This window comes from Streptomyces sp. TRM68367 (genome assembly GCF_014495685.1).
GTDB lineage: Bacteria > Actinomycetota > Actinomycetes > Streptomycetales > Streptomycetaceae > Streptomyces.
In genome coordinates this window covers 15,033-35,751 of sequence record NZ_JACTVI010000089.1, presented here as the reverse complement: position 1 = coordinate 35,751, position 20,719 = coordinate 15,033, and the positions used below count along the sequence as shown (strand labels likewise).

Sequence of the window (20,719 nt, the reverse complement as noted above, 5' to 3'; positions counted from 1 at the left end):
GTGCCGAGTAGTCAACGTTCCACCCATGAGCAACCAGCATCAGACGTTCGCCGATGTACTGGCCTCTGACCAACCCGAAGGCTGGTAAGAAGTGCTCCTTAGAAAGGAGGTGATCCAGCCGCACCTTCCGGTACGGCTACCTTGTTACGACTTCGTCCCAATCGCCAGTCCCACCTTCGACAGCTCCCTCCCACAAGGGGTTGGGCCACCGGCTTCGGGTGTTACCGACTTTCGTGACGTGACGGGCGGTGTGTACAAGGCCCGGGAACGTATTCACCGCAGCACTGCTGATCTGCGATTACTAGCGACTCCGACTTCATGGGGTCGAGTTGCAGACCCCAATCCGAACTGAGACCGGCTTTTTGAGATTCGCTCCACCTCACGGTATCGCAGCTCATTGTACCGGCCATTGTAGCACGTGTGCAGCCCAAGACATAAGGGGCATGATGACTTGACGTCGTCCCCACCTTCCTCCGAGTTGACCCCGGCGGTCTCCCGTGAGTCCCCAACCTCCGAAGAGTTGCTGGCAACACGGGACAAGGGTTGCGCTCGTTGCGGGACTTAACCCAACATCTCACGACACGAGCTGACGACAGCCATGCACCACCTGTACACCGACCACAAGGGGGCGACCATCTCTGGCCGTTTCCGGTGTATGTCAAGCCTTGGTAAGGTTCTTCGCGTTGCGTCGAATTAAGCCACATGCTCCGCCGCTTGTGCGGGCCCCCGTCAATTCCTTTGAGTTTTAGCCTTGCGGCCGTACTCCCCAGGCGGGGCACTTAATGCGTTAGCTGCGGCACGGACAACGTGGAATGTTGCCCACACCTAGTGCCCACCGTTTACGGCGTGGACTACCAGGGTATCTAATCCTGTTCGCTCCCCACGCTTTCGCTCCTCAGCGTCAGTATCGGCCCAGAGATCCGCCTTCGCCACCGGTGTTCCTCCTGATATCTGCGCATTTCACCGCTACACCAGGAATTCCGATCTCCCCTACCGAACTCTAGCCTGCCCGTATCGACTGCAGACCCGGGGTTAAGCCCCGGGCTTTCACAACCGACGCGACAAGCCGCCTACGAGCTCTTTACGCCCAATAATTCCGGACAACGCTCGCGCCCTACGTATTACCGCGGCTGCTGGCACGTAGTTAGCCGGCGCTTCTTCTGCAGGTACCGTCACTTGCGCTTCTTCCCTGCTGAAAGAGGTTTACAACCCGAAGGCCGTCATCCCTCACGCGGCGTCGCTGCATCAGGCTTGCGCCCATTGTGCAATATTCCCCACTGCTGCCTCCCGTAGGAGTCTGGGCCGTGTCTCAGTCCCAGTGTGGCCGGTCGCCCTCTCAGGCCGGCTACCCGTCGTCGCCTTGGTGAGCCATTACCTCACCAACAAGCTGATAGGCCGCGGGCTCATCCTGCACCGCCGGAGCTTTACAGCCTCCAAGATGCCCTGGAGACTCATATCCGGTATTAGACCCCGTTTCCAGGGCTTGTCCCAGAGTGCAGGGCAGATTGCCCACGTGTTACTCACCCGTTCGCCACTAATCCCCGGCCGAAACCGGTTCATCGTTCGACTTGCATGTGTTAAGCACGCCGCCAGCGTTCGTCCTGAGCCAGGATCAAACTCTCCGTGAATGTTTACCGGTAATCCGGTCGAACACCACGAGAGCGGAACAGCCGGGAGGAATAACCCCGACCGTTCACAGCATCCTCGCTGTGTGTGTTTCAAAGGAACCTCGCCACCGGAANCCACGAGAGCGGAACAGCCGGGAGGAATAACCCCGACCGTTCACAGCATCCTCGCTGTGTGTGTTTCAAAGGAACCTCGCCACCGGAACAAGTCCGATGGACGGGGTATCAACATATCTGGCGTTGACTTTTGGCACGCTGTTGAGTTCTCAAGGAACGGACGCTTCCTTTGTACTCACCGCCAGAGACTCTCTCGCGGCTTTCCTCCGGGCGCTTCCCTTCGGTGTTTCCGACTTTATCAGAGATTCTGAGTCGGATTTCCCGCCCCCTCCGGGAGTTGGTTCCGGCGCACGAGGCAACCGGCTTCCCTTGCGGGCGGGGTCGTAAACGTACTGGAGCGGAGCGCCCGGATGCAAATCGAGGCGCCCCGCTCCTGGTTCACGCGGGCGAGAGTCCGACGGACCGTCAGACCTCCACCACCACAGGGAGGATCATCGGCCTGCGCCGGTACGTGTCCGAGACCCACTTGCCCAGGGTCCGCCGGACCAGCTGCTGCAGCTGGTGGGGCTCCACGATCCCCTCCTGGGCCGAGCGCTCCAGTGACTCCGTGATCTTCGGGAGCACATCGCTGAACGCCGAGTCCTCGATGCCGGAGCCACGGGCCTGGACATGGGGACCGCCCGTGATCTTGCCGGTGGACGAGTCGATGACGACGAAGACCGAGATGATGCCCTCGTCGCCGAGGATCTTCCGGTCCTTCAGCGCCGGTTCACCGACATCGCCGACCGAGAGGCCGTCGACGTAGACGTACCCCGCCTGGACCTTGCCGGAGATCTTCGCCTTGCCCTCGACGAGGTCGACGGCGACGCCGTCCTCGGCGATGACGATCCGGTCGTGCGGCACACCCGTGAGCGCGCCCAGTTCGGCGTTGGCGCGCAGGTGGCGCCATTCGCCGTGCACCGGCATCAGGTTCCTGGGGCGGCAGATGTTGTAGAAGTACAGCAGCTCGCCGGCCGACGCGTGGCCCGAGACGTGGACCTTGGCGTTGCCCTTGTGGACGACGTTGGCGCCCCAGCGTGTCAGGCCGTTGATGACGCGGTAGACCGCGTTCTCGTTCCCCGGGATCAGCGAGGAGGCCAGGATGACCGTGTCCCCTTCGACGATCCGGATCTGGTGGTCCCGGTTCGCCATCCTGGACAGCGCCGCCATCGGTTCGCCCTGGGAGCCCGTGCAGACCAGGACCACCTCGCTGTCCGGGAGGTCGTCCAGTGTCTTGACGTCCACCACCAGGCCCGGGGGGACCTTCAGATAGCCCAGGTCCCGTGCGATGCCCATGTTGCGGACCATGGAACGGCCGACGAAGGCGACCCTGCGGCCGTACTCGTACGCCGCGTCCAGGATCTGCTGGATGCGGTGGACGTGGCTGGCGAAGCTGGCCACGATGATCCGCTTGCGGGCGCCGGCGAAGACCTGGCGCAGGACGTTGGAGATGTCCCGCTCGGGCGGAACGAACCCCGGGACCTCGGCATTCGTCGAGTCGGCGAGGAGAAGGTCGATACCTTCCTCGCTCAACCGTGCGAACGCGTGGAGGTCCGTGAGGCGGTTGTCCAGCGGCAGTTGGTCCATCTTGAAGTCGCCCGTGTGGACCACCATGCCGGCAGGAGTGCGGATGGCGACGGCCAAGGCGTCCGGAATGGAGTGGTTGACCGCGACGAACTCGCAGTCGAAGGGGCCGATGCGCTCACGGTGCCCCTCCGCCACTTCGAGGGTGTATGGGCGGATGCGGTGTTCCTGGAGCTTCGCCTCGATCAGGGCGAGGGTCAGCTTGGAGCCGATCAGGGGGATGTCCGGCTTCTCCCTCAGGAGGTAGGGGACACCTCCGATGTGGTCCTCGTGGCCATGGGTGAGGACGATGCCCTCGATGTCGTCGAGACGGTCCCGGATGGACGAGAAGTCCGGCAGGATGAGGTCGATTCCGGGCTGCTCCTCCTCGGGGAAGAGCACTCCGCAGTCGACGATCATCAGGCGGCCACCGTACTCGAAGACCGTCATGTTTCGGCCGATCTCGCCGAGACCGCCGAGTGGGGTGACCCGCAGGCCGCCTTCGGGGAGCGGCAGGGGCGAGCCGAGTTCGGGATGCGGATGACTCAAAAGACTCTCCTCACCACACGCGCCACGTACCGGTGGGCACGTGGCGCGTGAGACGTTCGTGCAGAAGCAGTTGTCATGTGGATGCAGGCACCGGTGGCCTGCCTGTTCAGTTGTGAAGTTCATGCAGGCGGGTCTCGCGAAGTCTGATGTCAGAGCTGTACCCCGCCGCCGGCAAGATCGATCTTGAGCTGCTCGATCTCCTCGAGCGTGCACTCGACCATGGGCGGGCGCAGCGGGCCGCCGGGCAGGCCCTGCAGGGTGAGTGCGGCCTTGGTCGTCATCACGCCCTGGGTGCGGAACATGCCCGTGTAGACGGGGAGCAGCTTCTGGTGGATCTCGGTCGCCTTCTGGACATCTCCCGAGACGTATGCGTCGATGAGGGCGCGCAGCTCCGGGGTAACCACGTGGCCGACGACCGAGACGAAGCCGACCGCGCCCACGGAGAGCAGGGGCAGGTTCAGCATGTCGTCGCCGGAATACCAGGCCAGCCCGGAGCGGGCGATGGCCCAGCTGGCACGGCCGAGGTCGCCCTTGGCGTCCTTGTTGGCGACGATTCTGGGGTGCTCGGCGAGGCTGACGAGAGTCTCGGTGTTGATCGGGACGCCGCTGCGGCCGGGGATGTCGTAGAGCATGACCGGCAGCTCGGTGGCGTCGGCGACGGCCGTGAAGTGCCGGTAGAGGCCCTCCTGCGGGGGCTTGTTGTAGTACGGCGTGACGACCAGGAGGCCGTGTGCGCCGGTGCGCTCCGCAGCGCGGGCCAGCTCGATGCTGTGGTGCGTGTCGTTGGTGCCGACCCCGGCGACGACGTGGGCACGGTCGCCGACCGACTCCAGGACAGCCCGTACGAGATCCGCCTTCTCCGCGTCACTGGTGGTGGGGGACTCGCCGGTGGTGCCGTTGATGATCAGGCCGTCGTTGCCTGCGTCCACCAGGTGCGTGGCGAGCCGCTGCGCGCCGTCGAGATCGAGTGCGCCGTCCGCCGTGAAGGGCGTGACCATGGCGGTGAGGACCCGCCCGAAGGGGGTCTGCGGAGTCGAGGTCGGTGCCATGGTTACACGCTACTCGTTGCTCAGGGCGGGGTCTGCCCTCGGGGCAGGCGACAAGTCGTGACAAAGGTGGAGCCCGGCACTGCCTGCTCGGGGGTTCAAGCAGTGCCGGACCCGTTTGATCAGGCTAGATGAACTTCCCCAAATGCCGCAATACGGACACTTCGCCAAGCTGAACCGCACATCTGTACCCGGCGGGAGAACGGGGGTGCGCTACGGCGCCACGCGCACGTTCGCGTTGAAGGCGGCGTACGTGAGCGGCATGAGCCGGGCCCACTCGGCCTCCATCTTCCTTCTCGCCGACCATCTCGATCTCCCGCTGCGGGAAGGAGGGGGCCCTGGCCAGCTCGTGTGGGTGCGCAGGCCGAGGAAGTGCATCAGCGAACGGGCGTGAGTGAACACGGCGTGATCAACCGTACAGCGGAGCACCTTCCCGGAAACCGTGGTGATCTTGATCAGGGTTTGGCTCCGGACTGGATCACATCGACGATTCTGGCCCGCCGGGCGAGCAGCGTTTCCTCGTCGTAACAGCGCACGTGGTTGCGGCGCACGGATTCGAGCTTGCGGAGGCGGGTGCTGGGGTGCTGCTCGCGGAACTCGGCGGCCGCGGAGTCGGCCGCTTCACGGCTTTCGTAGAGGCCGAGATAGTGGTTGTTCTCGCCCCGGCGGACCTGGGCCATCCGGATGAAGAACGTCATCGAGTTGTGCTCGAAGGGGCTGCCGTCCCGGTCCCGACCTCGCTGCGGAAGCTCGGCTTGCGGTCCGCGGCGTCCTCCGGGGCGTCGGCGGGGGTGTCGGTCACGGCTTGGAGGGTCCCTTCCCTCCACTTCTCCCGGGCGGCGCCCACTCTACGGCCCGCCACTGACAACGGGGCGTTCGGTGCCGGGTCCTGACATAGGCCGGCGAACTTCTGCGAAGTCGGGGAAACCGGGCACCTTTTGGGGCTGTCGTTCGTCTGTGTAGGTGACAGCAATCCGTTCCAGTCCAGAGAGGGGCAGCACAGGCGATGTTCCGTCGGCGCGACTCCGTCCCCTTCGCCTTCCTCGCCGAGGCCGACAGGTTCCGCAGCAATGTCACTCCCCCGCCCCGTGAGCGGGCGTCCGCCGGCCAGATAGCCGGGCGCTGGCTGCTGGGGCTCACGATCGTCGCCGCGCTCGTGGGCTCCGTGGTGCTCGGGATGCCCGCGCTGTCGCTCGACCACTCCGCCACGCAGACCCAGCAGTCGCAGGCGTCCGACGAGCCCTGACCGCCACGGGGGGCGAGGCTGACTCCATCCGGACCCCCGAGGGTGGTGACCAGGGACACAGGTCGATAACCTCACCGGGCACAGCCCATGCCTGGATCAAGTGAGGACCCGCCGTGCCCCTGCCCTTCCTGACGGCCGACCGCGCCATCGAGGCGGCCGACGACGACGTCGCGCTGCCGTACGACGACCGCGACCGCTGGCGGCGCCCCTACCGGCCCGGGCCGTGGCGGGTGGGCGCGGCGGCGCTGTGGCTGCTGCTCGCGTCGTACGTGCTGTTCGCGGCGGTCATCATCGCGCTGACCGGCACGGGGTCCGAGGCCGGCATCGTCTTCGGCATCGCGCTGGTGATCATCGCGGTGGCGCTGCGGCTGCTGCGCATGGGGGTCTGGGTGAGTCTGCGCGGGCTGCGACAGGTGGGCTTCTTCCGCACGCGTACGGTGCGTTGGGAGCACGTGGGCGCCGTGCGGACGGTGCAGCAGCCGGTGCGCTGGCTCGGGCTGCCGCGCGCGGTGCAGGGTCAGGCGCTGGTCCTCGTACGGCTGGACCGGGCCGCGGACGACCTGCCGCCGCTGCTGACCACGCACAACGCCGATTTCCTGGCCCGGCCGGAGGCCTTCGACCGAGCGGCGGACACGGTCGAGGGGTGGGCCGCGGAGAACGGGAGGGGTTGATCCGACGGTCAGACGCTCCGTCCCGGCGGTGGGACGGGTTGATCCGACGGCAGCATGTAACCCGAAGGGGCCGGTCCGTAGCAGGTGCGGACCGGCCCCTTTCGACGGCCTCGATGCGGGCCCTCGGTTCGGTGTACGCCGTTGCCCGGCCCCGGATCAGGCCTCGGCCGTGGTGCCGGGGGCCTTGGTGTCGTGCAGGGTGATGGCCCGCTGCATCGCCTTGCGGGCGCGAGGGGTGTCGCGGGCGTCGTGGTAGGCGATGGCCAGGCGGAACCAGGTGCGCCAGTCGTCGGGGGCCGCCTCCGTCTCGGACTTGCGCTTGGCGAAGACCTCGTCCGCCGAGTCGCGGTCGATCCGGCCGCTTGGCGTGCGCCTCAGCTCGTCGACGGGCAGGCCGCCCTCGGCGTCGAGTTCGGCGGCGAGGGCGTTGGCCCTGCGGACGAACTGGGTGTTCTTCCACAGGAACCACAGCCCGATGCCCGGAAGGATCAGCACCGCGACGCCGAAGGTGACCGTCAGCGGCGTGCCGGTCTCGATGAGCAGGACGCCGCGGCTGCCGACCAGGACGAAGTAGACGACCAGGACGGCGGCCGTGATGGTGTAGGTGATCTTCGCGCGCATGACTGTCAGGGCTCAGCTCAGGTCCAGGAAGTGTTCCAGGCCGAAGGTCAGGCCCGGAGTGGTCACCACCCGCCGCACGCCGAGCAGGATGCCCGGCATGAAGCTGCTGTGGTGGAGCGAGTCGTGCCGCACGGTCAGCGTCTCGCCCTCGCCGCCGAGCAGGACCTCCTGGTGGGCCAGCAGCCCGCGCAGGCGGACCGCGTGGACCGGGATCCCGTCGACACTGGCTCCCCGCGCGCCGTCCAGGGCCGTGACCGTCGCGTCCGGGGCGGGCGCGCTGCCCGCCTTGGCGCGGGCCTCGGCGATGAGCTGGGCGGTGCGGGTGGCGGTGCCGCTGGGCGCGTCCACCTTGTTCGGGTGGTGCAGCTCGACGACCTCGACGGACTCGAAGTACGGGGCGGCGATCTGCGCGAACTTCATGGTGAGCACGGCCCCGATGGAGAAGTTGGGCGCGATGAGCACGCCTGTCTCCGGTGACTGGGCGAGCCAGCCGCCCAGCTGCGCGAGGCGTTCGTCGGTCCAGCCCGTCGTCCCCACGACGGCGTGGATGCCGTGGCGGACGCAGAAGTCGAGGTTGCCCATGACCGAGGCCGGGGTGGTCAGCTCGACGGCCACCTGGGCGCCGGTATCCGCCAGCGTCTCCAGCTTGTCGCCCCGGCCGAGGGCCGCGACCAGCTCCAGGTCCTCGGCCGCTTCGACGGCTCGTACGGCTTCCGAGCCGATCCGGCCCCTGGCGCCGAGGACCGCCACGCGCAGCTTGCTCATCTCTTGTGCTTCCTTACCGGAGGGGTTAGGCGACGGCGTCGTGCAGCCGGGCCGCCTGCTTGTCCTTCAGTGGGCCGATGACCGACAGCGAGGGCCGTCGTCCCAGGATGTCGCGGGCGATCGAGCGGACGTCGTCCGGGGTGACCGAGGCTATCCGGGCCAGCATGTCGTCGACCGACATCTGCTCGCCCCAGCACAGCTCGCTCTTGCCGATACGGTTCATCAGCGCGCCCGTGTCCTCGAGGCCGAGGACCGTGGAGCCCTTGAGCTGCCCGATGGCCCGGTCGATCTCGTCGTCGGGCAGGCCGTGCTCGGCGACGTGGTCCAGTTCGTCGCGGCAGATCTTCAGGACGTCGTGCACCTGGCTCGGGCGGCAGCCCGCGTACACGCCGAACAGGCCGCAGTCGGCGAAGCCGGAGGTGTACGAGTACACGCTGTAGGCCAGGCCGCGCTTCTCGCGGACCTCCTGGAAGAGCCTGGACGACATGCCGCCGCCGAGCGCCGTGTTGAGGACGCCAAGGGCCCAGCGGCGCTCGTCGGTGCGGGACAGGCCCGGCATGCCGAGGACGATGTGCGCCTGCTCGGTCCTGCGGTCGATCAGCTCGACGCGGCCGGCGGTGCGGAGGGCGCGGCGGCCGTCGCGCGGGGCGACGGGCGCGGCGTCCGGGCCCTTCAGGGCGCCCGCCTTCTCGAAGGCGGCACGGACCTGTCGTACGACCTGGTTGTGGTCGATGTTGCCTGCGCAGGCGACCACGAGGTGGGTCGGGTCGTAGTGCTTCTTGTAGAAGCGGCGGATGCGGTCGGCGGTCAGGGCGTTGACCGTGTCGACGGTGCCGAGGACGGGGCGGCCGAGGGGGTTGTTGCCGAACATGGTGTGCGCGAACAGGTCGTGCACGCAGTCGCCCGGGTCGTCCTCGGTCATCGCGATCTCTTCGAGGATGGCGCCGCGCTCGACGTCGACGTCCTCTTCGAGGATCAGCGAGTCGGTGAGCATGTCGCAGACGACGTCGATGGCGAGCGGCAGGTCGGCGTCGAGCACGCGCGCGTAGTAGCACGTGTACTCCTTGGCCGTGAACGCGTTCATCTCGCCGCCGACGGCGTCGATGGCGGCGGAGATGTCCAGGGCGGACCGGCGGGTCGTGCCCTTGAAGAGGAGGTGCTCCAGGTAGTGGGTGGCGCCGTTGAGCGCGGGCGTCTCGTCGCGGGAGCCGACATGCGCCCAGATGCCGAAGGTCGCCGAGCGGACCGAGGGCAGGGTCTCGGTGACGATGCGCAGGCCACCGGGGAGGGTGGTCTTGCGGACGGTGCCGATGCCGTTGGTGCCTTTGATGAGGGTTTGGGTACGGGCGACGGCCCGCGCCTCCGAGGAGGGGCGGGCCGTCACCTTCGAGCCTGGGGACGTCACTTGTCGGCGTCGTCCTTCTTCTCGTCGGAGGAGCCCGCGGCGGAGCCGCTGTTGGCCTCGGCCTCGCCCTCGATCACGGGGACGAGCGAGAGCTTGCCGCGGGAGTCGATCTCGGCGATCTCGACCTGGACCTTCTGGCCCACGCCGAGCACGTCCTCGACGTTCTCCACGCGCTTGCCGCCGGCCAGCTTGCGGATCTGCGAGATGTGCAGCAGGCCGTCCTTGCCGGGCAGCAGGGAGACGAACGCACCGAAGGTGGTCGTCTTCACGACCGTGCCGAGGTAGCGCTCGCCGACCTCCGGCATGGTCGGGTTGGCGATCGAGTTGATCGCCGTACGGGCGGCCTCCGCGGCGGGGCCGTCGGAGGCGCCGATGTAGATCGTGCCGTCGTCCTCGATGGTGATCTCGGCGCCCGTGTCCTCCTGGATCTGGTTGATCATCTTGCCCTTGGGGCCGATGACCTCGCCGATCTTGTCGACCGGGATCTTCACGGTGATGATCCGCGGCGCGTTCGGGGACATCTCGTCGGGCGTGTCGATCGCTTCCATCATCACGTCGAGGATGTGGAGGCGGGCGTCACGGGCCTGCTTCAGGGCGGCGGCCAGCACGGAGGCCGGGATGCCGTCCAGCTTGGTGTCGAGCTGGAGGGCGGTCACGAACTCCTTCGTGCCGGCGACCTTGAAGTCCATGTCGCCGAAGGCGTCCTCTGCACCGAGGATGTCGGTGAGGGTGACGTAGTGCGTCTCGCCGTCGATCTCCTGGGAGATCAGGCCCATGGCGATACCGGCGACCGGGGCCTTCAGCGGCACACCGGCGTTCAGCAGCGACATGGTGGATGCGCAGACCGAACCCATCGAGGTCGAGCCGTTGGAGCCGAGGGCCTCGGAGACCTGGCGGATCGCGTACGGGAACTCCTCGCGCGTCGGCAGCACCGGCACGAGGGCGCGCTCGGCGAGGGCGCCATGGCCGATCTCGCGGCGCTTCGGGGAGCCGACGCGGCCGGTCTCGCCGGTGGAGTACGGCGGGAAGTTGTAGTTGTGCATGTAGCGCTTGCGGGTCACCGGGGAGAGGGTGTCCAGCTGCTGCTCCATGCGCAGCATGTTCAGCGTGGTGACGCCCAGGATCTGGGTCTCGCCGCGCTCGAACAGGGCCGAGCCGTGGACCCGCGGGATGGCCTCGACCTCGGCGGCCAGCGTGCGGATGTCGGTGACACCGCGGCCGTCGATGCGCTTCTTCTCCTTGATGACGCGCTCGCGGACCAGGGTCTTGGTAAGCGAGCGGTACGCGGCGGAGATCTCCTTCTCGCGGCCCTCGAAGTCGGGCAGGAGCTTCTCGGCGGCGAGCGCCTTGACGCGGTCCAGCTCGGCCTCGCGCTCCTGTTTGCCGGCGATGGTGAGCGCCTCGGCGAGTTCCGGCTTGACGGCGGCGGTCAGCGCCTCCAGCACGTCGTCCTGGTAGTCCAGGAAGATCGGGAACTCAGCGACCGGCTTGGCGGCCTTGGCGGCGAGGTCCGACTGGGCCTTGCACAGCACCTTGATGAAGGGCTTCGCGGCGTCCAGACCGGCGGCGACGATCTCCTCGGTGGGCGCCTCGGCGCCGCCCTCGACCAGCTTGATGGTCTTCTCGGTGGCCTCGGCCTCGACCATCATGATCGCGACGTCGCCGTCCTCCAGGACACGGCCCGCGACGACCATGTCGAAGACGGCGTCCTCGAGCTCGGTGTGCGTCGGGAAGGCCACCCACTGGCCGCGGATCAGCGCGACACGGGTGCCACCGATCGGGCCGGAGAAGGGCAGACCGGCCAGCTGCGTGGACGCGGAGGCCGCGTTGATCGCGACGACGTCGTACAGGTGGTCGGGGTTGAGCGCCATGATCGTCTCGACGACCTGGATCTCGTTGCGCAGGCCCTTCTTGAAGGACGGGCGCAGCGGGCGGTCGATCAGGCGGCAGGTGAGGATCGCGTCCTCGCTGGGCCGGCCCTCACGGCGGAAGAAGCTGCCGGGGATCTTGCCGGCGGCGTACATCCGCTCCTCGACGTCGACCGTGAGCGGGAAGAAGTCGAGCTGGTCCTTGGGGTTCTTGGAGGCGGTGGTGGCCGACAGCACCATGGTGTCGTCGTCCAGGTACGCCACGGCGGAGCCGGCGGCCTGCTTGGCCAGGCGGCCCGTCTCGAAGCGGATGGTGCGGGTGCCGAAGGAACCGTTGTCGATGACGGCTTCGGCGTAGTGGGTCTCGTTCTCCACTAGCGTCTTCTCCATACTTATCGTCTTTCGTCCCTGGTCCCGCCCGTGTGGCAGGGGGACGGTGGTGGAGAAGCGCTCCGTCTGGTGCGGGCCGGTCTTCGATCGAAGCACCCGGGGGCTCGCATCCCCCCGGGGGCCACTACCGAGGACCGGCGGCGGCGAGGTGCGCTTCTCCTCGTTCGTTGATTGCGGTTCGTCGATTGCGTTGTGCTACCACAGTACAAAGCGGCAGTGACACTCCGCACGTTTCCGCACGTACAGCAAAGGGAGCGGTCCCCTACCCTTGGGAACCGCTCCCTTCACGGCGTCTTACTTGGCGCCCGCCGCACCGCGGCGGATGCCGAGGCGGTCGACCAGCGTACGGAAGCGCGCGATGTCCTTCTTGGCGAGGTACTGCAGCAGGCGGCGCCGCTGACCGACGAGGATCAGCAGGCCGCGGCGGGAGTGGTGGTCGTGCTTGTGGGTCTTGAGGTGCTCGGTCAGGTCGGAGATCCGACGGGACAGCAGAGCGACCTGGACCTCGGGGGAGCCGGTGTCACCCTCCTTGGTACCGAACTCGGCCATGATCTGCTTCTTCGTGGCGGCGTCGAGCGACACGCGTACTCCTCATTGGTCTGTGACTGGCCACCGAGTGCCCCCGGTCTGCTTCGCGGGGGAGCTTCCGTGACTCGGAAGGCGGGGATCCGCTGGGCGCGGCCTCCAGAGCGATGAGCTCCGGGGGTGCGTACACAAACGGCCGTCACTCAGGGTACCAGCCCGGAAGTGGCCGGATTTCCGCCGTGCCCCGAGGTCCGGCGGGCGGACCTCAGATGCCGCCGCGGACCTTGCCGTACACGTCGAGGACGGCCAGGCAGACGGGGACCAGGGACAGCAGCACCAGCGAGTCCGCGAGGTCCAGCATGCGGCCCCAGAAGGGAGAGAGGCCCTTCTGCGGCACGATCAGGGCGATCGCGATCAGGAGCAGCACGCCGGCCGCCACCGAGGCGCCGAGCCACAGGGTCCGCAGGTCGATCGGACCGGAGTTGCCCTGGAGCAGTTCCCTGATGAGGTCGGCCGGGGGCGAGATCGCGAGGCCGAGGACCAGCAGTCCGAGCGTGACGACACCGGCCACGAACAGGGAGGTGACCTGGGCGGTGTAGCGGAACAGGCGCGCCCGCAGCATCGCGGCGAGGCCGGTGCACAGGGCCAGCAGCTGGGCCCAGCCGCTGTCGCTGAAGCCGAGCACCGCGCCACCCGCGCCGATGATGACGGCAGCGCAGCCGCCGACCAGTCCGAACAGCAGCTCGTGGCCCCGGCTGGTCTGGGCGACGATGCGCTGGACATCGACGGCCTCGAGGTCGCCCTCGCGGCCCTCGCGACGGGCCCTGGCCAGGTCCTCCGGGTTCCGGAAGCCGATCGGCAGCTTGGCGAAGCGGGCCGACCAGCCGGGCAGGAAGCCGACGACCGCCAGTGCGACGACCGAGGTGCCGGCGGCGATCTCCCGCGGCTCCGCCTCGGTGAGCACACCGCAGAACACGGCGAGCGTGCCGATCGCGGCGGCCAGCGCTGCTGCCACGAACGGGGCGTCTCCCTGAGGCAGCAGCATGATCAGCACTACGGAGAACAGCAGTACGGCGACGCAGCCGACGAGGAACTGGAGTTTCCCGGGCCCTTCACCCGCGTCCTGGGCGATGACGCCCGAGCCGGCGATGAGCGCGTGCGGCAGGGCCGAGACACCGAGCGCGACGGCGGAGCCACGGTCCTCGTACACCCGGGCCCGCACGCCGGCGAGTGCCGTCAGGGCGAGTGCGGTCACTCCGGCGAGGATGCCCTGGAGGCCGTGCATGTCGTGCCGGATCGGATCCGCGAACCAGAAGACGAAGCCGAGCATGATCAGCAGCAGCGCACCGGAGACGAGACCGGCCACCCGCATCAGGTTGTCGTTCCAGCTGCGGATGTCCTGCTTGACCGCGGCGGCGATCGCGTCCACCACGTCGTCGTGAACGGCCGGTGGCAGGGAGTCGGCGAAGGTTCGCAGCAGCAGCACCTCGCCGTCCCTGACCCGGTGCTCGAGCAACGAACGGCTCGCGTCGAGGACTTGGCCCTCACGGCTCACGAGGTGGTAGCCGGCGGGGCTGGTGTCCGACTGGACCAGGCCCGAGAGTCTGATGATCTCAGGAAAGAGGTCCTGAATCGGCAGGTCCTCCGGCAGCGCGACATCGACACGGCTGTCCGGCGCTGCGATGGTGATTCGGCAGAAACCTGTCGAAGTCCCCGTGCTCACCTGGTGTTTCCCCCTGCTAGACAAGGCTGCTTCACGCCGCTCGTACGACGCGAAGCGCCACCCTATCCGTTGCCGCGCAAGGCGCAGGGCCTGCCTCCCTCAATCCTCCCCGTACCCCCTCGGCATCTCCATCCTCCTGGCTCTCCTGGGCACTGGGCGCATCAGTAGGATCGACACCTACGCGGACGACGCCTACGCGGACGGGAACACGTCGCGGTACACGGGGGCGTCGGTACCAGGACGTATCAATCGCGAAGGATGAGTGCATCGGTGAGCGTCGTCATCATCAAACGACCACCGCGGATAGTGCCCCCGGTCGTCCCGGACGGCGAGGTCAAACTCGAGACGCCGCCCGAGATTCCGCGCGAGGGCGACGAGAGCATGCTGATGAACCTGCTGCCCATGATGGGCATGCTGGGTTCCGTCGGCTTCTTCTTCATGCCCCAACTGCCCGCCTACATGAGGGTGGTCGGCGGGCTGATGCTGGCCTCGACCCTCGCCATGGCCATCGCCCAGTTCGCCAAGGCGCGGCAGGGCGGCGGCGCGGGGATGGCCCAGGACCGGCGTGACTACTTCCGCTATCTCGAGCAGGTCCGCAAGGACGTGCACAAGACCGCTGAACTGCAGCGGCAGAGCCAGCTCTTCCAGCATCCGGACCCGGAGCAGCTGTGGGCGGTCGCGGCGGACGGCAAGCGTCTGTGGGAACGGCGCCCGACCGACGCGGACTTCGCGTCCGTACGGATCGGCTGTGGCGTCCAGCAGCTGAACACTCCGCTCGTCGCGCCGGAGACGGCCCCCAAGGAAGAGCTGGAGCCGCTGACCGCCGCGGCCATGAAGGCGTTCCTCGACGCGCACGGCAGTCTGTCCGACCTGCCCGTCTCCGTCTCGTTGCGCGCCTTCTACCACGTGACGGTGTGCGGAGACACCGACACGGTCTACGGCAACGCCCGTGCGTCCCTGTCCCAGCTGGCGACGCTGCACTCGCCCGAGGACCTGATGATCGCCGTGGTGGCGCACCCCTCCGCGGCGGCGGACTGGGACTGGATCAAGTGGCTGCCGCACAGCCAGCACCCGAAGGCCAAGGACGGAGCGGGCGCGACCCGGCTCCTGTTCGACGACCTCTGCGAGCTGGAGGAGGCGCTGGCGGACCAGCTTGACGACAGGCCCCGCTGGAACCGTGAGGCCAACCCCGTCTACGACCAGCCGCACCTGATCGTGGTGCTCGACGGCGGCACCGTGCCGCCGGACTCCGAACTCGCCAGTTCCGAAGGGCTCCAGGGCGTCACCTTCCTCGAGATCGCCCCCGGCGAACTGGAGGAGGAGCTGCGCGCCGGTCTGACGATCTACGCGAAGCAGGACCGTATGCGGCTGTTCGTCGGCCACGACTCCGCGTACACCGGCAAGCCGGACGTGCTGAACCCGGCGCAGGCCGAGTCCCTGGCGCGGCAGCTCGCCCCCTTCCGGGTGGGCTCCGCGGAGGAGGGCGAACCCCTCCTGTCCAACCTGGACTTCACGGACCTCATGGGCATCGGCGACGCGGGGGCCGTGGACGTCTCCCGCACCTGGCGGCCGCGCACGCTGCACGAGCGACTGCGGGTGCCGATCGGAGTCGGCGAGAACGGCGAGCCGGTCATGCTGGACCTCAAGGAGGCCTCACAGGAAGGCATGGGCCCGCACGGCCTGTGCGTCGGCGCGACCGGCTCCGGCAAGTCCGAGGTACTTCGTACGCTGGTGCTCGGTCTCGCGGTGACGCACTCCTCGGAGACGCTGAACTTCATCCTCGCGGACTTCAAGGGCGGTGCGACCTTCGCCGGTATGGCGGACATGCCGCACACCGCGGCCGTGATCACCAACCTCGCGGACGACCTCACCCTCGTCGACCGCATGCGTGACTCGATCATGGGTGAGACACAGCGCCGGCAGGAGCTGCTGCGCTCGGCCGGCAACTACGCCAACCTGCACGACTACGAGAAGGCCCGGGCCGCGGGCGCCGCGCTGGAGCCGATGGCCTCGCTGGTGATCGTGCTCGACGAGTTCTCCGAACTCCTCACCGCCAAGCCTGACTTCATCGACATGTTCATCCAGATCGGCCGCATCGGCCGTTCGCTGGGTATCCACCTGCTGCTGGCCTCGCAGCGCCTGGAGGAGGGCAAGCTGAGGGGCCTGGACACCTATCTGTCGTACCGGATCGGTCTGCGGACCTTCTCCGCCGCCGAGTCCCGTACGGCGATCGGTGTCCCGGACGCCTACCACCTGCCGTCGATCCCCGGCTCCGGCTATCTGCGGTACGACACCGACACCATGGTCCGCTTCAAGGCGGCGTACGTGTCAGGGCCGTACCACGGCGAGGGCCCGTCCCGGATGCACCGCTCGACCCAGCTGCGGCCCGCGCTGTTCACGGCGGAGCACGTGGCGCTGCCCCCGCAGCCGGTGATCGAGGAGCCGGAGCCCGACAACAGGGTGGACGACGCGCTCGCCGACACCGTGCTGGACGTCCTCGTCGGCCGGATGGTCAACCAGGGCCCGCCCGCCCACCAAGTGTGGCTGCCCCCGCTCGACGAGGCACCCTCGCTGGAGCAGCTCCTCCCCCAGCTCGCCGTCACCCCGGAGCGTGGCCTCACCGCGCCCGACTACACGGCGCTCGGCCGGCTCAACGTGCCGGTCGGTCTGGTGGACAAGCCGTTCGAGCAGCGGCGCGACGTGCTGTACCGGGACTTCTCGGGTGGTGCGGGCCACGGTCTGTTCGTCGGTGGTCCGCAGTCCGGCAAGTCGACTCTGCTGCGCTCGCTCATCTCGTCGTTCGCCCTCACCCACACGCCCAGCGAAGTGCAGTTCTACTGCCTTGACTTCGGCGGTGGCAGTCTGATCGCGATGGAGGACCTCGCACACGTCGGCGGGATCGCCAACCGTCTCGACGCCGAGAAGGTGCGTCGCACGGTCAGCGAGGTGGAGGGCATCCTCAACGCGCGGGAGGAGTACTTCCGCGCCAACAACGTCGACTCGATCCAGACCTACCGGCAGCGCAGGGCCGCGGGGCATCTGCCCGACCAGCCCTGGGGTGACGTCTTCCTCGTCATCGACGGCTGGGCCACCTTCAAGACGGACTACGAGATGCTCGAGTCCACCGTCACCGAGATCGCGACGCGCGGCCTCGGCTTCGGTGTGCACGTGATCCTGACCGCGAGCCGCTACACCGAAGTACGCCCCGCGCTCAAGGACATGCTGCAGAACCGCGTCGAGCTGCGGCTCGGTGACCCGACCGAGTCGGAGATCGACCGCAAGGTCGCGCAGAACGTGCCGGCCACCATGCCGGGCCGCGGTCTGACCCCGGACAAGCTGCACTTCATGACCGCACTGCCCAGGGTCGACGGCTCCTCGGAGACGGAGGACCTCTCGGAGGCGACGGCGATCCTCATCGGGGGCATCAACGACAACTGGCAGGGAAACCACGCCCCGGCCGTACGGCTGCTTCCGACGCTCCTGCCGTCGGACCGGCTGCCCAAGGGCTTCGAGCACCCGGACCGCGGTGTCGCCATCGGTATCGACGAGTCGTCGCTCTCGCCGGTCTTCGTCGACTTCGAGACGGACCCGCACTTCATCGTGTTCGGTGAGAGCGAGTCCGGTAAGTCCGCGATGCTGCGGTTGCTCATCAAGCAGATCACCGAGCGCTACACGCCGGAGCAGGCGAAGATCGTCATGGGTGACTACCGGCGTGCCCACCTGCAGGGCGTGCCGGAGACGCACCTGTCGCGGTACTGCGCGTCGGCGCCCGCGCTGTCGGAGACGCTGGAAGGCCTGGCCGGTTCGCTCAGCCGCCGTATGCCGGGTCCGGACGTCACACCCGAGCAGCTGCGCAACCGCAGCTGGTACAGCAGCCCGGACGCGTTCGTCATCATCGACGACTACGACCTCGTGGCGACGGGCATGAACCCGCTGTCCCCGCTCCTCGAGTACCTGCCCTTCGCCCGTGACGTCGGCCTGCGCGTCATCATCGCGCGGGCCTCGGGCGGTGCCAGCCGGTCGCTGTACGAGCCGGTGATGCAGCGCCTACGCGAGCTCGGTGCCCAGGGCATCGTGCTCTCCGGCGACCGGTCGGAGGGGGCGCTGCTGGGCAACATCACGGCGTCGCAGCTTCCGGCCGGGCGTGGGTACTTCCACACGCGGCGGCGTGGGGGACAGCTGATTCAGACCGGGTGGCTTCCGGCGCGGTTCTGATCGTCGGTCCGAGCGGGACAGGGGCGGCACCCACGTGGGTGCCGCCCCTCTCCGTTGTCGCCTGTGCGGGGTGGGTCGCGTACGGGTGCCACCGCTAAAGTGGCGTCGCGACGGAAAAGGCGAGCCACGGGGGGCAGTTGTGTCGGCGGACTTCATGAACTCCGACCCTGAGGTCCTCAAGACCGAGGGCTTCAACATGTTCACGGTCGGCCTGGACTTCGGTAAGGCCGCACAGCGCCTGCAAGCAGGCCTGAGCGCGCTGGAGGGCGGCAACGGTGCCACGCCGCCGTGGGGTGACGACGACATCGGCGAGAAGTTCGGAGTCGTCTACGAGGGCCTGCGCGACGGCATGTACCAGTCGATGGGCAGCCTGGCGGAGAGGCTCGCGGGGATGGGGATGGCCTTCACCAAGATGGGCGTGGCGCACGAGCAGAACGAGGCCGACGAGGAAGCCATCTGGCGGGAGACGACGGCCCAGTACGACGGTCAGGTGGAGCTGCCGTCCGGCGTCGCGATGGGCACGGTACGGACTCCGCAGCACCCCTGATCCGCGACGATCCGCAACGGGACGGCTCCCCGCGCAAGTAGGCTGGGACACACTTCGTTCGCACGTCAGGAAGAGGCCCAGCAGCATGACCGAGGCACGGGACAACGAGGTCGGGACCCAGGTCGAGGACATCAAGGCGCGTAAGGAACGGGAGCGGGACGAGCTCTACTCGCTCGACATCTCGGACGTCGACTGGCACTGCGCGCCCGGTACCGAGACGCATGAGGAGCGGGTCGAGATCGCGTACCTGCCCGAGGGCGCGGTGGCCATGCGGTCCTCCCTCGATCCCGGCACCGTGCTGCGGTACACCGAGGCGGAGTGGCGGGCGTTCGTACTCGGGGCGCGGGACGGGGAGTTCGACCTGGGGCCTGCGCCGCACGACGGTGGGGTGGCGGCCGAGTAGGTCGTCTTCGGGGGTCGTGTTTCCGGCGTTTGCAGTGAGGGCCGTCGCCCGGCACCCGGGGGTGGGTCGGGTGCCCAGGACCGGGGTCGTACGTGAATGGGTCCGCGATGGCGGAGGACGGGACCCCGACCGGCTCGGACATCGGCGGCTGTGTCAACGTCGCGGATCCGGAGAGCCACTTCCGACGAAGTAATGCGGCGGCCTTCAGCTCGCCCCGCAACCGCGGGCGGCGGCCGGTCACAAGCTGACTGAGCTGATTGCTCAGGGACCGCTCAGTACAGCGAGAAACCGCCGCTGTGCCGCCCCTGGCTCTTCTTCCCGGACTGCGAGCCCTCGCCCTCCGAGCGCCTCTGCTCGGACGGTCCGGAGGAGGGGCCACCGCTCGCAGGCGCCTCGCCGTGCCTGATCTGATCGCGCTCTTCCTCCGACAACGACTCCCACTGACCGCGCAGGGAGGCCATGCCGCCGTTCAGGGCGCGTGACACCGCGGGGTCGTCCAGGGCGTCGCGCAGGGCGAGGCGGCCGGAGAGCAGCCTCTTGGCCGCCTCCTGCATGTCCTTGCCGGCGCCTTCGGTCTCGGACAGCTTGCGCAGGGCGGAGTTCAGAGAACGTCTCTGCTCCGGTTCGAGGGCCTCGTCGAGCACACCGCGTTCCGGCGAAGAACCGTGCGGGCTGGATGAGTTCTCGGGTTGCCTGGTCATGTCACTTCTCCTCGCATCTCGACACCTGAAGTATCTCCCGTCACACACGGGTGCCATGCTGGGCCCCCACTGGCCGAGGAAGAGAAGGACCGCATCGTCATGGCTCGGACGCAAGGCACAGGAAGCGGCACCGGAGAGGACCGTTCTCTCGCCGGGCTCGTCGGCAGGGCCTTCGGGCGCCTCGGGCGGGCCGGCGGCCTGGTCTTTCTGCTCGCCGGGCTCGCGCTGAGCGGATTCGGCGCGCACGAGGGTGCTTACGCGGCGGGTTGGGCGGGCACGCACGGCACCCTGACGGTGCAGCAGTGCGAGGTGAGTTACCCGAACAACGCCTCGCGCAGCAGCCGAAAGAACCGCCGGCCCGTCCGCTGTGAGGGCACCTTCGTCTCCGAGAACGGCAGCAGCACGGACGCCAGTGCCGCGGTGCAGGTCAGGCAACGGTACGCGCAGGGCACCGAGTTGTCCGTGCAGCAGACCGAGCCCGCGACGGCGGATGACGCGACGGACGCCGACTACGTCCAGTCCGGCATGGACCGGGCCTGGCGCTGGTTCGGCGCCTTCTTCGGCGGCTGGGTCCTCACCGGACTCGGCGTCTTCTGCCTCGCTACCGGTTTCGCCCCGTTCGGCCAGAGCCGTATCTCGTTCGACGCGGCGTGGGAGGCGGCGAGGCGGGGAGTGACGCGGCCGGCCGTGATCGGGATGATCGGCGTGGGTCTCGTCGGAGCCGGGGTGTCGTTCCTTGTCAGTTACTTCGTCTGAAGCG

16 protein-coding genes, 1 rRNA gene and 1 pseudogene are annotated in these 20,719 nt (G+C 68.2%); 6 read left to right on the top strand and 12 right to left on the bottom strand.

Features of this window, described 5'->3' with window-relative positions; translation table 11 throughout:
- Positions 1 to 102: 102 nt before the first annotated feature.
- The 5 genes and pseudogenes from H8R17_RS35925 to H8R17_RS35905 all read right to left on the bottom strand — a co-directional run bounded on the left by H8R17_RS35925 (position 103) and on the right by H8R17_RS35905 (position 5,577).
- A 16S ribosomal RNA gene (locus tag H8R17_RS35925) occupies positions 103 to 1,628 on the bottom strand.
- A gap of 519 nt (positions 1,629 to 2,147) precedes the next feature.
- Complete coding sequence (locus tag H8R17_RS35920) at positions 2,148 to 3,833, bottom strand: ribonuclease J (RefSeq protein WP_187827403.1); 1,686 nt, start codon at positions 3,831 to 3,833, stop codon at positions 2,148 to 2,150.
- Between the two features lie 149 nt (positions 3,834 to 3,982).
- Positions 3,983 to 4,882 carry a 4-hydroxy-tetrahydrodipicolinate synthase gene (gene dapA, locus H8R17_RS35915; protein WP_187827402.1) on the bottom strand — a complete coding sequence of 300 codons (900 nt, stop codon included), beginning with the start codon at positions 4,880 to 4,882 and terminating at the stop codon, positions 3,983 to 3,985.
- Positions 4,883 to 5,092: 210 nt separating this feature from the next.
- Positions 5,093 to 5,275: pseudogene (locus H8R17_RS35910) on the bottom strand (thymidylate synthase (FAD)); the annotation flags it as partial.
- A 59-nt stretch (positions 5,276 to 5,334) separates the two neighbouring features.
- On the bottom strand, positions 5,335 to 5,577 hold the full coding sequence (locus tag H8R17_RS35905; RefSeq protein ID WP_262505760.1) for a hypothetical protein: 243 nt from the start codon (positions 5,575 to 5,577) through the stop codon (positions 5,335 to 5,337).
- Between the two features lie 308 nt (positions 5,578 to 5,885).
- Here H8R17_RS35905 and H8R17_RS35900 point away from each other — a divergent pair, with 308 nt between their 5' ends.
- Both H8R17_RS35900 and H8R17_RS35895 read left to right on the top strand, forming a co-directional pair.
- A complete protein-coding gene (locus H8R17_RS35900) occupies positions 5,886 to 6,125 on the top strand; it encodes a hypothetical protein (RefSeq protein ID WP_187827401.1) in 240 nt (79 codons plus the stop codon).
- Positions 6,126 to 6,238: 113 nt separating this feature from the next.
- On the top strand, positions 6,239 to 6,796 hold the full coding sequence (locus tag H8R17_RS35895; RefSeq protein WP_187827400.1) for a hypothetical protein: 558 nt from the start codon (positions 6,239 to 6,241) through the stop codon (positions 6,794 to 6,796).
- A gap of 156 nt (positions 6,797 to 6,952) precedes the next feature.
- Here H8R17_RS35895 and H8R17_RS35890 read toward each other — a convergent pair whose 3' ends face one another.
- The 6 genes from H8R17_RS35890 to eccD all read right to left on the bottom strand — a co-directional run bounded on the left by H8R17_RS35890 (position 6,953) and on the right by eccD (position 14,093).
- On the bottom strand, positions 6,953 to 7,417 hold the full coding sequence (locus H8R17_RS35890) for a hypothetical protein (protein ID WP_187827399.1): 465 nt from the start codon (positions 7,415 to 7,417) through the stop codon (positions 6,953 to 6,955).
- Positions 7,418 to 7,429: 12 nt separating this feature from the next.
- The gene (dapB, locus tag H8R17_RS35885) at positions 7,430 to 8,182 is read right to left on the bottom strand and encodes a 4-hydroxy-tetrahydrodipicolinate reductase (RefSeq protein WP_187827398.1); all 753 of its coding nucleotides are present in this window, start codon (positions 8,180 to 8,182) and stop codon (positions 7,430 to 7,432) included.
- 25 nt (positions 8,183 to 8,207) lie between these two features.
- Positions 8,208 to 9,587 carry a pitrilysin family protein gene (locus tag H8R17_RS35880; protein ID WP_187827397.1) on the bottom strand — a complete coding sequence of 460 codons (1,380 nt, stop codon included), beginning with the start codon at positions 9,585 to 9,587 and terminating at the stop codon, positions 8,208 to 8,210.
- Complete coding sequence (locus tag H8R17_RS35875; protein WP_187827404.1) at positions 9,584 to 11,830, bottom strand: polyribonucleotide nucleotidyltransferase; 2,247 nt, start codon at positions 11,828 to 11,830, stop codon at positions 9,584 to 9,586. Before H8R17_RS35875 ends, H8R17_RS35880 begins: the two co-directional genes overlap by 4 nt.
- Before the next feature lie 309 nt (positions 11,831 to 12,139).
- Positions 12,140 to 12,427: a 30S ribosomal protein S15 gene (gene rpsO / locus H8R17_RS35870; RefSeq protein ID WP_187827396.1), complete on the bottom strand. Its 288-nt coding sequence runs from the start codon at positions 12,425 to 12,427 to the stop codon at positions 12,140 to 12,142.
- A gap of 208 nt (positions 12,428 to 12,635) precedes the next feature.
- The gene (gene eccD, locus H8R17_RS35865; RefSeq protein WP_187827395.1) at positions 12,636 to 14,093 is read right to left on the bottom strand and encodes a type VII secretion integral membrane protein EccD; all 1,458 of its coding nucleotides are present in this window, start codon (positions 14,091 to 14,093) and stop codon (positions 12,636 to 12,638) included.
- Between the two features lie 270 nt (positions 14,094 to 14,363).
- Between eccD and eccCa the strand changes: the two genes are divergently transcribed.
- The 3 genes from eccCa (at position 14,364) to H8R17_RS35850 (ending at position 19,258) form a co-directional block, all read left to right on the top strand.
- On the top strand, positions 14,364 to 18,308 hold the full coding sequence (gene eccCa / locus H8R17_RS35860; protein ID WP_187827394.1) for a type VII secretion protein EccCa: 3,945 nt from the start codon (positions 14,364 to 14,366) through the stop codon (positions 18,306 to 18,308).
- A 154-nt stretch (positions 18,309 to 18,462) separates the two neighbouring features.
- Positions 18,463 to 18,855: a hypothetical protein gene (locus tag H8R17_RS35855; protein ID WP_187827393.1), complete on the top strand. Its 393-nt coding sequence runs from the start codon at positions 18,463 to 18,465 to the stop codon at positions 18,853 to 18,855.
- An 85-nt stretch (positions 18,856 to 18,940) separates the two neighbouring features.
- A complete protein-coding gene (locus H8R17_RS35850; protein ID WP_187827392.1) occupies positions 18,941 to 19,258 on the top strand; it encodes a DUF397 domain-containing protein in 318 nt (105 codons plus the stop codon).
- A 272-nt stretch (positions 19,259 to 19,530) separates the two neighbouring features.
- Here H8R17_RS35850 and H8R17_RS35845 read toward each other — a convergent pair whose 3' ends face one another.
- Positions 19,531 to 19,959 (bottom strand): hypothetical protein, encoded by a 429-nt coding sequence (locus H8R17_RS35845; RefSeq protein ID WP_187827391.1) that lies wholly within the window; start codon positions 19,957 to 19,959, stop codon positions 19,531 to 19,533.
- Between the two features lie 99 nt (positions 19,960 to 20,058).
- Between H8R17_RS35845 and H8R17_RS35840 the strand changes: the two genes are divergently transcribed.
- Entirely contained in the window at positions 20,059 to 20,715 is a 657-nt protein-coding gene (locus H8R17_RS35840; protein ID WP_187827390.1) for a hypothetical protein, read from the top strand.
- The last annotated feature ends 4 nt before the right edge of the window (positions 20,716 to 20,719 follow it).